This is a genomic window from Microvirga splendida, from assembly GCF_016427565.1.
Lineage (GTDB): Bacteria > Pseudomonadota > Alphaproteobacteria > Rhizobiales > Beijerinckiaceae > Microvirga > Microvirga splendida.
In genome coordinates, this window is record NZ_JAELXT010000023.1 from 64946 (window position 1) to 77125 (window position 12180).

At 66.7% G+C, this 12180-nt stretch carries 10 protein-coding genes; 3 read left to right on the top strand and 7 right to left on the bottom strand.

Annotated elements, in window-relative coordinates:
- Positions 1-5 precede the first annotated feature (5 nt).
- Positions 6-881: an SDR family NAD(P)-dependent oxidoreductase gene (locus JAO75_RS18310; protein WP_199050583.1), complete on the bottom strand. Its 876-nt coding sequence runs from the start codon at positions 879-881 to the stop codon at positions 6-8.
- A gap of 155 nt (positions 882-1036) precedes the next feature.
- Between JAO75_RS18310 and JAO75_RS18315 the strand changes: the two genes are divergently transcribed.
- Positions 1037-1957, top strand: a complete 921-nt coding sequence (locus JAO75_RS18315; RefSeq protein WP_199050584.1) for a 50S ribosomal protein L11 methyltransferase — start codon at positions 1037-1039, stop codon at positions 1955-1957.
- 139 nt (positions 1958-2096) lie between these two features.
- Here JAO75_RS18315 and JAO75_RS18320 read toward each other — a convergent pair whose 3' ends face one another.
- A complete protein-coding gene (locus JAO75_RS18320) occupies positions 2097-2321 on the bottom strand; it encodes a hypothetical protein (protein ID WP_199050585.1) in 225 nt (74 codons plus the stop codon).
- 288 nt (positions 2322-2609) lie between these two features.
- Between JAO75_RS18320 and JAO75_RS18325 the strand changes: the two genes are divergently transcribed.
- Entirely contained in the window at positions 2610-4430 is a 1821-nt protein-coding gene (locus JAO75_RS18325) for an aminopeptidase P family protein (protein WP_199050586.1), read from the top strand.
- On the opposite strand, the gene JAO75_RS18330 is transcribed toward JAO75_RS18325, so the two are convergent.
- From JAO75_RS18330 to ligA, 4 genes are all read right to left on the bottom strand, one after another.
- On the bottom strand, positions 4427-4726 hold the full coding sequence (locus JAO75_RS18330) for an AzlD family protein (RefSeq protein WP_199050587.1): 300 nt from the start codon (positions 4724-4726) through the stop codon (positions 4427-4429). The genes JAO75_RS18325 and JAO75_RS18330 overlap by 4 nt on opposite strands.
- On the bottom strand, positions 4723-5433 hold the full coding sequence (locus JAO75_RS18335) for an AzlC family ABC transporter permease (RefSeq protein WP_199050588.1): 711 nt from the start codon (positions 5431-5433) through the stop codon (positions 4723-4725). The genes JAO75_RS18330 and JAO75_RS18335 overlap by 4 nt, the downstream gene beginning before the upstream one ends.
- Positions 5434-5510: 77 nt before the next feature.
- Complete coding sequence (locus tag JAO75_RS18340; RefSeq protein ID WP_199050589.1) at positions 5511-6377, bottom strand: helix-turn-helix transcriptional regulator; 867 nt, start codon at positions 6375-6377, stop codon at positions 5511-5513.
- Positions 6378-6423: 46 nt separating this feature from the next.
- Positions 6424-8580 (bottom strand): NAD-dependent DNA ligase LigA, encoded by a 2157-nt coding sequence (gene ligA / locus JAO75_RS18345; protein WP_199050590.1) that lies wholly within the window; start codon positions 8578-8580, stop codon positions 6424-6426.
- Between the two features lie 797 nt (positions 8581-9377).
- On the opposite strand from ligA, the gene JAO75_RS18350 reads away from it, so the two are divergent.
- Complete coding sequence (locus tag JAO75_RS18350) at positions 9378-10415, top strand: NAD-dependent epimerase/dehydratase family protein (RefSeq protein ID WP_199050591.1); 1038 nt, start codon at positions 9378-9380, stop codon at positions 10413-10415.
- Positions 10416-10469: 54 nt separating this feature from the next.
- On the opposite strand, the gene JAO75_RS18355 is transcribed toward JAO75_RS18350, so the two are convergent.
- Positions 10470-11900 carry a M20/M25/M40 family metallo-hydrolase gene (locus tag JAO75_RS18355; RefSeq protein ID WP_199050592.1) on the bottom strand — a complete coding sequence of 477 codons (1431 nt, stop codon included), beginning with the start codon at positions 11898-11900 and terminating at the stop codon, positions 10470-10472.
- Positions 11901-12180 lie beyond the last annotated feature (280 nt).

The following is a 12180-nucleotide window of genomic DNA, read 5'->3' on the forward strand; positions in this document are numbered from 1 at the left end:
CCTCCCTAGGTAAGCGTCTCGTAATCCTTGTTCTTCAAGCCATCGTGGGAGTGCCGGGTAGGCAACGTTCCCTCGGGCTGCTTCTTGAAATGCGAGGAAGCCTTGGCGCCGACAGGGCCTTTCGAGATCGTGATCCCGCCATCGACCGTGTAGAGCGCGCCCGTCACGAAGCTCGCCTCGTCGGAGGCCAGGAAACAGAACACGTTCGCCACTTCCTCGGGCGTGCCGCGACGGCCCATGGGCGTTGCCTGCGTGATCATGGTGGCGAGTTCGGAATCCATCGGTCCCGTGGATTTGTGCGTCCAAGCGGTGTCGATAGGACCGGGGCAGACGCAGTTGGCGCGCACGCCGTAAGCCGCCTGCTCCGCCGCAATGCCCTGGATAAAGGAGTGGATGAATGCTTTCGTGCCGCCGTAGATGGCATTCTTCGGATGACCGATCATGCCGGCTTCCGAACCTGTGGCGACGATGTTGCCGTAGCTCTCCTGCAGATGCGGCAGCGCAAATCGCGTCATAAGGAATACGGAACGCACATTCGACCGCAGGGTCTCGTCGAACTTGTCGATGGGATAATCCTGCGCCTCTGCGACGGCCAGGAACACACCGGCATTGTTGATCAGAATGTCGATGCGGCCATAGGCGCTCATGCAGGCTTCGACCGCTGCCTGCGCATGGTGCTCCTCGGCGATATCGCCAAGATAGACCTCCGCGAAACCGCCGGCCCTGTTGATTGTCCGGGCGACGTCCTCCACCGGGTCGTCCGGCAGGCCGACGAGGAGAAGGCGCGCGCCCTCCCGGGCGAACTTGAGCGCAATGGCTTCGCCGATGCCGGTGCCGGCACCCGTCACGATGGCGACCTTGTCGAAGAGGCGTCCGGACATGGGGATCTCCTGGATGGGAACGAGCGCAGCAGTGGCGCTTTCAGCCATTTCTGCCGCTGAGCGAAGGCAAAACGGGCCGCCTCCTCGACGGTTCCTCCGCCATCTCCGTTTCACGAACAGGTGACCTTCGGCACCAACGATGCTAAGGCGACGGCATGCTTGAAGGTCTGCACCCCAACCGCCCCACCCACGTCTTCCGCATCACCACGGACGAGCGTTCCGCCCGCGCCATGACCGACATGATCGGCGAGATTTTCGATCCCGCCGAGACGGCCGTCGCATCGTTCGAGACGGAAGACGACGGCCCCTGGATGCTGGAGGCCTATTTCGCGCACCAGCCGGACGAGGCGGCGATCCGCAACCTGCTGCGCCCCATTGTGGGGGCGGAAGCCGACAAGGGCGTGTTCCTGCCCCTCGAGCAGAAGGATTGGGTGAAGTCGTCGCTGGAGGGCCTCAAGCCGGTTCGGGCGGGCCGCATCTTCGTCCACGGCTCCCATGACCGCGAGCAGTGCCTGCCGAGCGACATCGCCATTGAGATCGAGGCGGGCCTCGCTTTCGGCACGGGCCACCATGGCACGACCAAGGGCTGCCTGCTTGCCTTCGTGGATGAGCTGAAGATGCGTACGCCTCGCCATGTGCTCGATGTGGGCACCGGCACGGGCATTCTGGCCTTTGCTGCGGCGAAGGTTCTGAAGCGCCCCGTCGTGGCGGGGGACATCGACCCTGAGGCCGTGCGGGTGGCGCGGGAGAACGCGCGGCTCAACGGGATTGCGGCTTGGATGAAGCTCTATGTCGGCCCAGGCATCCGCCATCCGGAAGCCGACCGCCCGGGTCACTTCGATCTCGTCTTCGCCAATATCCTGGCAAAGCCCCTGCGGATGCTGGCATCGTCGCTGGCGCGGGTGGCGAGCGACGACGGAACGATCATTCTGTCGGGGCTTCTCTACCGCGACGTTCCAGGCGTTCTTTCGGCCTATGCCCATCAGGGCTGGTATCTGCAGCGCCGCTACAACCTCGAAGGCTGGGCAGCTTTGGTCATGAAACGAGGCAACGCTCGTGCGTTGCCTCGCCAGTAAGCCTTGTTACTCAGCCAGAACGCCCGGATAGCGCTTGGCGAGTTCGCGGCGGAGCTTGAAGGTCTCGCTCCAGACTTCGCGGATGGCCTTGAGGGCGGCGACGATGATCATTGTCTTGTCTTTCTCGGTGAGGAAATGGTCAGAGCTTGACGGGCAGATCGTCCGACTGGTCGAGGAACAGGGGCGAATGATCCTGTCGGCGGCCGAGATCGGACATGAAGGCCTCGTGGCGGCGCAGTTCCCGCTCGGCGCTCCGGGCGCGGCTCTCCATGAGAGCATTGATCACGCGGGCTGCAACCTGCGAAAGCCTGGACGGCGCGGTGACAGGGCTGGCGAGGTGGGACGAAAAAACGGCTGCGGTCATGGGCTCATCTCCAACAGATCGGTGCTGAAACCCTTCAGCGCTCCTCTGTTCTTGTTGTCAGGAAGATAGGCTCTGTCCGACTTTGGTAGAAGTCATAGAATCACATGCGAGCCATGCATTTTTCGCAGCATGCGTCGCCAATCGGTTAACTCCCAGGCATCCGGCGCATGCTAATGAGGCGAACTGCTCTCGGGATGAGCAGCCGGCGCAAGGCCATCAGTTGCAGGAGCAATCGCTCCGGCCTAGCGTGTCGCCTCTTCATCTCTCCGATCCCCGGTGCTGCTTTCCATGGCTCAGTTCCAGTTCTTCGACGACACGACCTCCCCTGACCAGGGCCCAAAACATATCGCCAAGCTGCGGGCCGAGATGGCCCGCCGGGGCTTCGACGGGTTCATCGTGCCCCGCGCCGACGAGCATCAGGGCGAGTATGTGCCAAGGAGTGCCGAGCGCCTGGCTTGGCTCACGGGCTTTACCGGCTCCGCCGGCACGGCGGTCATCCTCCAGAACAAGGCCGCACTCGTGGTCGACGGGCGCTACACGGTCCAGGCCGCCGAGCAGGTGGACACCTCCGTGATCACACCGGTTCAGCTCGCCGATTTCACCCCCGAGGACTGGATCGCCGAGAACCTCCCGCAGGGCGGCACCCTCGCCTACGACCCCTGGCTGCACACCAGCGATAGCCTGAAGCGCCTGGAGCAGGCGGTCGGCCGGGCCGGCGGGCGGCTTGCGCCCGTCGACATGAACCTGGTCGATGTGGTCTGGATCGACCGCCCGGCGCCCCCGCAGGCTCCCGTGCGGCCGCATCTGCACGATTATGCCGGCGAGGCCGCGTCCGCCAAGCTGGAGCGCATCCGCCGCAAGATGGCCGAGGCCAAGATCGACGCCCTCGTCATTTCCGATCCGCACAACCTCGCCTGGGCGTTCAACCTGCGCGGCGGCGATGTCGGCCACACGCCCCTGCCGCTGGGCTACGCCATCCTGCCCAGGGAGGGGCATGCGAGCCTGTTCTTTGATCCGACCAAGGTGACGAACGAGGCCGGCGACGCAGTCGGCGATCTCGCGGCATTCGCGCCAATCAGCGGCTTCCAGGGCGCCCTCGACGAACTGGGCCAGACGGGCGGCAAGATCCGCATCGATTCGGCCACCGGCGCCGTCGCCCTGATCCGCCGCATCGAGGCGGCAGGCGGCAAGGTCGATGTGGGGGCCGATCCGATCGCCCTCATGAAGGCTGTGAAGAACAAGGCCGAGATCGCAGGCTCGCATGCGGCGCATCTGCGCGACGGCGTGGCGGTAGCCCGCTTCCTCGCCTGGCTCGACCGCGAGGCACCCTCGGGCAAGCTCACCGAGATCGACGCTGTCGAAGCCCTGGAGGCGTTCCGCGTCGAGACGGGTGCGCTGAAGAACATCTCCTTCCCCAGCATCTCCGGCGCCGGCCCCAATGCCGCCCTGCCCCATTACCGCGTGACCTCTTCGAGCAACCGCACCATCGAGCGCAACCAGATCTTCCTGATCGACTCCGGCGCGCAATATGAGGACGGCACCACGGATATCACCCGCACGATCATTGTGGGCGAGCCGACGGCGGAGATGAAGGACCGCTTCACCCGCGTGCTAAAAGGTCATATCGCCATCGCGCAGGCGGTGTTCCCGAAAGGCACGACCGGCGCGCAGATCGACGCCTTCGCACGCAAGCCCCTGTGGGAAGCCGGCCTCGATTTCGATCACGGCACCGGCCACGGCATCGGCAGCTATCTCTCCGTGCATGAGGGCCCGCAGCGCATCGCCAAGACCGGCCACACGCCGCTCGAGATCGGCATGATGCTCTCCAACGAGCCCGGCTTCTACAAGCCCGGCGCCTACGGCATCCGCATCGAGAACCTGATCCTCGTCGAGCCACGCACGATCCCCGGCGGCGACCGCGAGATGATGGGATTCGAGACGCTGACCTTCACGCCCATCGACCTGCGCCTTGTGGAGCCGGCGATCATGACGGCGGACGAAATCGCATGGCTCAATGCGTACCACGCGGCCGTTCGCGACAAGATCGGCCCGCATCTCGATGCCGACACGCGGGCGTGGCTTGAGCAGGCGACGCAGGCGATCAGCTAGAGCACGTTCCGCAGCACCACGACGGCGATCACGCCGACCGCCACCGTGCCGAGGAGCGGAAGCCGGAACGCCGCGACCGCCGTAATGGCGGCGGCAATCGCTTCCGCCCATCCGGTGGTGAGAGCGGTGGGCGCGATCACGGCCACGAGCACGGCCGGCGGAATGGCGTCGAAGGCGGCTTTCGCGCGGCCCGTGAGCACGAGGCGGTCGGCCACGAACAGGCCTGCGATGCGCGTCAGGTAGGTCACCGCCGCCATGGCCAGGATCGCAATCAGGGTGGTCGTGTCGAGATTCATGAGCGCGCCTCCTCGGGCGCCGCAAGATAGGCGGCGGCAATGCCTGCGAGTGCGCCGGAGGCCACATGCCACGGTGCGCCGACGAAGAGATGCACGAGGGCCGCAACGCCCGCGCTGACGGCGACGGTGACCAGCGTCACGCGGCTCTTGCCGAAGCCCGCGACGAGCCCGATGAACAGGGCCGTGAAGGCGAAGTCTGCGCCGATGCGTTCCGGATCGCCGAGGAACGAGCCGAGGATGGCTCCGATGGTCGACGACAGCGTCCAGTTGGCCCAGAGCACCACGGCCATGGCAATCCAATAGGCGCCCGTCACGGGCCGCTCCAGGGCGCGACGCTCCGACAGGGCCCAGGCCTCGTCGGTGAGGAAGAAATAGGCCAGCAGGGTCTGGACCCGCGACATGCGGACCTTAGGCGTGAGAGAGGCTCCCATCAGCACATGGCGGGCATTGATGAGCAGGGTCGCGAAGGCCAGGGTCAGGATGGGCGCGGGACTGACCCAGGTTTCGATAGCGGCGAACTGCGCGCCGCCCGCGAAGACCAGGGCGGACATGAGCGTGACTTCGAGGGGCGACATGCCCTTGGCCACCGCGACCGCGCCGAACAGGAGGCCGATGGGAACGGCCGCGACGGCCACCGGCGCAATGTCGCGCAGGCCCGCCCGGATGTCCCGGCGGGGTGTGGAGACGAAGGGGTTGGCCTGATCCATGACATTCCTCATTGCTCCGGCCTTATGCGGGATGAAGCATGAGACGTCTTGGATGAAAGTGCTGTCTCGCGAATACTCTAGGCCGCTCGATAAGCCCCCGGCGTCACGCCCATGCGGGCCTTGAAGACCCGGTTGAGGTGGCTCTGGTCGAAGAAGCCGCAGGCCGCCGCCACGTCGCCCGGAGCCTCGCCCTGCTGCAGCAGCCGGGTCGCGGCCCGGAAGCGCCGGTCGAGGAGATAGGCGTGCGGCGTCAGGCCGGTTTCCTTGGCGAAGGCGCGGATGAAATGGCTGCGCGACAGGCCCGCCAGATTGGCAAGGCCTGCCAGGTCCGCCTCCTCGCCCATATGGGCGTCGAGATAGTCGCGCGCCCGCAGGATCCCCTTCGAGCCGTAGCGCAGGGCCGGCAGTGCATCGAGATCGGCCCAGCGGGCGATCAGACGGCTCAGAAAATCGACGAGCCGGGTGTCCTGCTCCATCTCGGAGGCCCAGCGTCCGTCCGCCGACAGGCAGGCATGAAGCTGGGCATGGGCCAGCGTCAGCTCGGGGTCGTCGATGACCGAATGCGGGAACCAGGGCGGCCGGGAGAGCGGACGGCCCGCCACATCCTCGGCGATCTCCTGCATCAGCTCCGGCGAAGGATAGAAGGTGCGGTACTCGAAGCCGCCGCCATAGGGCTCCCCGTCGTGGATCTCATCCGGGCAGACGACGGCGATGGAGCCTGCCGGCGCAAAGCGCTGCTCGCCGCGATGGAAGAAGGTCTCGCAGCCCGCCAGCACAGCCGCGATGGCATAGGTATCGTGGCTGTGGCGGGCATAAGCATGACGGCGGAAGGTCGCGCGCAGGCAGTCGAGGTCGCGGTAGCGCGGCACTCGCCAGAAATGCGTCACGTCGCCGGCCCCGACCTGGGCAGGATCCAGCGAGACCTCGGGGGTAATCACCGTCATGGGCGCACCATGGCATATCGAAGCCGCCCTGTCTTGGACAGGAGTCTCACCCGCGCCCGACGAGGGCGAACCAGCCGTCCTCGTCCATGACCTGGACCCCGAGCTCGGCCGCCTTGGCGAGCTTCGATCCCGCCCCGGGGCCGGCCACCACGATGTCGGTCTTCTTCGACACGGAGCCCGCCACCTTGGCCCCGAGCCGCTCGGCCATGGCCTTGGCCTCCTCGCGGGTCATCTGCTCCAGCGAGCCGGTGAAGACCACGGTCTTGCCCGCCACCGGAGAACTCGCCGTGGCGGGGATCTCCATCGCCTCGATGCTCACCTCGGCCAGCAGCGCATCGAGCATCTGCTCGTTGTGCTCCTCCTTGAAGAACTCGACGATGGCCTCGGCCACCACCGGGCCGATCCCGCCGATGGCGGTAATCTCCGCATGCGCTTCCGACGTCTCGTCGGCCGCGGCTCTGGCGATTTCGCGCAGGTGCTCGAAGGTGCCGAAATGGCGCGCCAGCAGCCGTGCCGATGTCTCGCCCACATGCGGGATGCCGAGCGCGAAGATGAGGCGGTTGAGCGCGATGGAGCGGCGCGCCTGAATGGCGGCGAACAGGTTCTTGGCGCTCGTCTCGCCCCAGCCTTCCCGGTTCTCCAATCGCTTGAGGCTGCGCGCATTGCGTGCCTCAAGCGTGAAGATATCCTGCGGGCGCTGGATCAAGCCTTCCTCGTAGAACTCGTCGATGCGCTGCAGACCGAGACCTTCGATGTCGAAGGCGTTGCGCGACACGAAATGCTTCAGGCGCTCGCGGGCTTGCGCCGGGCAGATGAGGCCGCCGGTGCAGCGGCGCACCGCATCCTCCTTAGCCGTACGCGGATTGACCTCGCGCACCGCGTGGCTGCCGCAGGCCGGGCAAGTGGTGGGAAACTCATATGGTTTCGCATCGGCCGGACGCTTGTCCAGCACCACGTCGAGCACCTTCGGGATCACGTCGCCGGCCCGGTTGATGACGACCGTATCGCCGATGCGGATGTCGACGCCGCCGCGGATCTTCTCGCCGTTGCCGCCGATGCCCTTGATGTAATCCTCGTTGTGCAGCGTCGCGTTCGACACCACGACGCCGCCCACGGTCACGGGCTTCAGGCGCGCAATCGGGTTGAGCGAGCCCGTGCGGCCCACATTGATCTCGATGTCCTCCAGCACCGTGATCGCCTTCTGCGCGGGAAATTTGTGCGCCAATGCCCAGCGCGGCGAGCGCGACACGAAGCCGAGGCGCTGCTGCAGACTGAGACTGTCGACCTTGTACACGACGCCGTCGATGTCGTAGCCGAGATTGGCGCGGTCGGTCTCGATGGCGTGGTAATGCTCCAGCAGCTCCGCGATGCTCTCGCAGCGGCGCGTCAGCGGATTGACCGTGAGGCCGAAGCTCTTGAAGCGCTCCATCATGCCGTGTTGCGTGTCCGCCGGCATGGCGCTGACCTCGCCCCAGGCATAGGCGAAGAAGCGCAACGGGCGCGACGCGGTGATCGACGCATCGAGCTGGCGCAGGCTACCCGCCGCCGCATTGCGCGGATTGGCGAAGAGCGGCTTGCCGGCTGCTTCCTGGCGCGCGTTGATGGCGGCGAAATCCTCATGCGAGAGATAGACCTCGCCGCGCACCTCGAAGACATCCGGAACACCAGAGCCCTTCAGCCGGTGTGGAATGTCGCCCACCGTGCGGGCGTTGTTGGTCACGTCCTCGCCCACCGCGCCGTCGCCGCGGGTCGCGGCGGACACGAGCTTTCCGTTCTCGTAGCGCAGGCTCAACGACAGCCCGTCGATCTTGGGCTCGGCCGTGAAGGCGAGCGGCGCATCGTCCTTCAGGTTGAGGAAGCGGCGGATGCGTTCGACGAACTCCTCCACCTCCTCGTCGGCAAAGCCGTTGGCCAGCGAGAGCATCGGCACGCGGTGGCGGATCTTGCCGAATTTCTCCGACACCTTGGAGCCGACCTTCTGGGTCAGGCTCTCAGGGCTTTTCAGTTCGGGAAACCGATCCTCCAGGGCCTCGTAGCGCTTGCGGAGCGCGTCGTATTCCGCGTCCGAGACGGCGGGCGCATCCTCCTCGTAATAGCGCCGGTCGTGCTCCGCGATTTCGGCGCCGAGCGCCTCGTGCTCGGCACGGGCTTCATCGGGTGTGAGGGTGTCGACGGCTTTCGAGGAGGTGTTGTGTGCGGGCATGATCGAATCGGGTTTGAGGGTGCTTGAACCATAGCGCGCCAGGGCGGAGTCTCCAGCGGCACGGCGAGACGGTGCACGCAATCCACTGTCATCCTGGAGGGCCGTTGGCATGTCTGAGTCAAAGAACCAGCACCTCAGGGCCCGCAGCCGATGAGCTGCGAGCCTGTGAGGCAATCGAGGGTGGCGCGAATGGCAGCCCGGCTCGATGTGTGATGGTGAAAGGGAAGAGCCGGAATGCCTCTTCGCGCACGGCTTCTTTAGGCGTTCAGGCGGTGCCGGCCCGGTGACCGCTCAAGGCGGGGTCCGTCTGCTCGACGGGGGCCTTGAGCCGATTCCGACCACCGGCACGCAGCCTGGGCCTCCCGTCGATGCCGCTTGCGAGGCCGCACCACGGGACCGTGCCTGCCTCCACACTGCGACGCCTCGCGAGCGCGCCCCTCGTCAGAGGCAGGTCTAAGGCAAGGTATAGCCGAGCTTGAAGGCAGTGTCAAGAACAAAATAAGAACATACCCGCATCTACACCCTCACCGTCATGGCCGCACTTGTTGCGGCCATCCACGTCTTCAACCGGCGGCAAAGACGTGGATCCCCGGGACAAGCCCGAGGATGACGTGGAGGGTATCGTGCCCGGCCGCAGCGTCAGCGGAGGGGCAGGGAGTCCATGGCGCTGCACCTGATCATGGATCCCCTTCCCGCGCTGCGGCCGTCGGGGATGACACCCGCTCGTCATGACGGCCTTGTGCCGGCTATCCCGGTGTGACTAGCCTCAGGGCTCAACATGAGTCGGGATGTCTGCGATGAACGTGCTTGTGGTCGGCGGAACGGGATTTCTGGGTGGGGCGGTTGCGGATGCAGCGCTCAAGGCCGGCCACAGGGTCGCAGTCTTCACCCGGGGCCAGACCGTCAATCCGGCAGTGGGGGCTGGGATCGAGACGATCGTCGGTGACCGGCACAGCAATCTCTCGGCGCTCAAGGGGCGCAGCTTCGACCTTGTCGTCGATACCTGCGCATTTGCGCCCGAAGCCGTGGCGAGCCTGCTCGATGCCCTGTCCCCAACCATCGGTCGCTACGCGCTCGTGTCGAGCGCTTCCGTCTATCAGGATTTCGCCAAACCTGGCCTGACCGAACAGGCGCCGACGAGCCGCGCAACGCCCGAGCAAATGGAGCTTGCGCGTTCGCTCCCCGTGGAGCAGCGCTCCAGCGCCGGATCGTACGGCCCGGCCTATGGTCCGTTGAAACGGGAATGCGAACTCGTGGCGCTCGAGCGTCTCGGCGACAGGGCTCTCGTTCTCCGGGCGGGCCTTCTGGTCGGTGCAGGCGACTATACGGACCGGCTGACCTACTGGGTGCGCCGTGTGGATCAGGGCGGACCTGTCCCGGCTCCCGGGGATCCGCAGCGGCTTGTCCAGTTTATCGATGTCCGCGATGCCGCGCGCTTCGTCGTCGAGGGTGCCGAGACAGGATTGGGCGGCGTCTTCAACCTCACCGGCCGCCCCTTCCCCGTGAGCACGCTCCTCGGTGCGTGCCGTCATGTGGCGGGATCGGATGCGCGCTTCGTCTGGTGCCCGGATGAGGCGATCCTGGCCGCGGGTCTCGAGCCCTGGAGCGAGGTTCCCCTCTGGCTGCCGCATGCGGATGAGCCGTTCCGCCATTTTCTGGAGATCGATACGGAAAATGCACTCGCCCATGGGCTGCCGACGCGGCCGCTGGATGAAACGCTCGCGACCATTCTCGCCTGGGACAGGCGCCGCCGTGCGACGCCCCTGAAGGCCGGGATGCCTCCTGAGAAGGAGGCCGCGCTTCTGGCGGCGGTTGCGGCGGATCTGGCCGTCTGAACCAACGGAAGAGTTGCTCGCGGATGATCCGCAGCGATCTCTTGTACTGCTTGTTTACCGATCCGGCATGACCGTGCGGGTCAGCAGCACCTGGGTCAGGGCGTCGGTCATCTGGCCCAGCACCACCCGGTCCACGTTCTCCGCGTTGTCGCAGGCCTTGTGGTAGCAGGGGTCGTAAGGCTGACCGGCCTCGCCGCCGAAGCGGGCGGCGTGCTCCTCGCTCTTGCCGTTGCCGGCGCCGGTGAAGAGGCCCAGCGTCGGGATGTTCTTGGCCGCGAACGCCGCATCGTCCGAGCCGAAGCCGCGCTGATTGCGGGACCGCTCCTCGACAGTGAGGTTCCTGGACTCGAAATGGTCGGTGAAGGCCTGGATGAGGCCGGCGGTCTCGGCGGTGCGCTCCGTCTGCGACAGCTGGATGAAGCGGCCGGGATTCGGCGAGCCGACCATGTCGAGGTTGATGTAGAACCGGATCCGGCGCCGATCCTCGTCGGACAGCGCATCGAGGTGATGGCGCGAGCCGATGAGGCCGCGCTCCTCCGCGCCCCAGAAGGCGAAGCGGACCGGCGTGCCGGTCGCAGGCTCCTTCGCAAGGCGCAGGGCGGTCTCCAGAACGGCGGCCGTTCCGCTCGCATTGTCGTTCATGCCCGGCCCTTCGGCGACGCTGTCGAGATGAGCGCCGACCATGACGAAGCGGCCGTTCGTCTCGCCGCGCTCCGCGAGGACGTTCCGGGTGGAGCGGGTGCCGGTCTCGACATCGACCTTCAGGCGCACCCGGTTGCGGGATGAATCCTCAGCCACCTCGGCGAGCTTGCGGCCCAGTTCCGTGGTCACCCCCAGTACGGGGATCGCCGCCTGCGTGGTCAGGCGCCCGCCGAAGATCCCGGTCTGGTCGCCGGTGCCCTGGTTCATGATGACGAGGCCCGCGGCTCCGGCTGCCTGGGCCAGTTCCGCCTTGGTCTGGAACGGGCAGGTGCCCCGCCGCACGAGGGCGATGTTGCCCCGGGTGAAGCCGGAAAAGTCCTCTCGCTCGCAGCCGCTGGTCGACGTCGGCAAGGGCTCCGCATCGAGGCCGAGATCCACGGCCTGGACCGGCGCCGTCACGTCGCCGGAGCCGGAACTCATCAGGGTGCGCAGCGCCTCGCGGGCAGGCGTGAAGGAATCGGGCTCTGCGGGCGCGGCCACGAGAACCGGCGGGGATCGCTCCTCGAAGAACGGGAAGGTGAACTCCTCGAACCGCACATTGTAGCCGGCGGCGCGCAGCTGATCGGCCACGTACTCGGCGGAGCGGTCATAGCCGGGCGCGCCGGCGGCCCGGTTGCCGCCGTTGGCCGTGGCGATGTCCTGCAGGGCCTGGACGTGGCGGAAGGGGTCGGTCGGCGCTGCGGCGGCTGTGAGGCCGACATCGGCCTGCGTTGCGGCTGCTGCGCTCAGCAGGGCCGTGGCAGCGAGGAAGACGCGACAGGCATTCGGGAGCAATCGGGGCACGCGGGGCTCGTTTCCATGACCGCACCTGTTGGTGCGCCCAGGGAAAATCGGGTTTGCGCGCCCCGCAACAAGTGCGGCAGCCTGTGCCCTCACACAGACGTGAGACCGGCCCGAGCCGCGTGCGCGCTCAGGCCTGAAGCCGCCGCTCGGGCCGCGTGCGCTCCTGCAGGTCCAGCACCAGCCCGCTGAACGGCAGGCCGAGGGCCTTCCACGTCTCGACGAGAGCCTGCGTCAGCGCCTCGATATGGGCTTGGGTGTGCAGGGGACCGGGCGTGATGCG

What these genes read in the sequence shown, in the direction of transcription:
- JAO75_RS18310 (WP_199050583.1), bottom strand. Translation starts at nt 881, where the DNA reads ATGTCCGGACGCCTCTTCGACAAGGTCGCCATCGTGACGGGTGCCGGC.
- JAO75_RS18335 (WP_199050588.1), bottom strand. Translation starts at nt 5,433, where the DNA reads ATGGATCAGGCCAACCCCTTCGTCTCCACACCCCGCCGGGACATCCGG.
- JAO75_RS18340 (WP_199050589.1), bottom strand. Translation starts at nt 6,377, where the DNA reads ATGACGGTGATTACCCCCGAGGTCTCGCTGGATCCTGCCCAGGTCGGG.
- JAO75_RS18315 (WP_199050584.1), top strand. Translation starts at nt 1,037, where the DNA reads ATGCTTGAAGGTCTGCACCCCAACCGCCCCACCCACGTCTTCCGCATC.
- JAO75_RS18350 (WP_199050591.1), top strand. Translation starts at nt 9,378, where the DNA reads ATGAACGTGCTTGTGGTCGGCGGAACGGGATTTCTGGGTGGGGCGGTT.
- ligA (WP_199050590.1), bottom strand. Translation starts at nt 8,580, where the DNA reads ATGCCCGCACACAACACCTCCTCGAAAGCCGTCGACACCCTCACACCC.
- JAO75_RS18330 (WP_199050587.1), bottom strand. Translation starts at nt 4,726, where the DNA reads ATGAATCTCGACACGACCACCCTGATTGCGATCCTGGCCATGGCGGCG.
- JAO75_RS18320 (WP_199050585.1), bottom strand. Translation starts at nt 2,321, where the DNA reads ATGACCGCAGCCGTTTTTTCGTCCCACCTCGCCAGCCCTGTCACCGCG.
- JAO75_RS18325 (WP_199050586.1), top strand. Translation starts at nt 2,610, where the DNA reads ATGGCTCAGTTCCAGTTCTTCGACGACACGACCTCCCCTGACCAGGGC.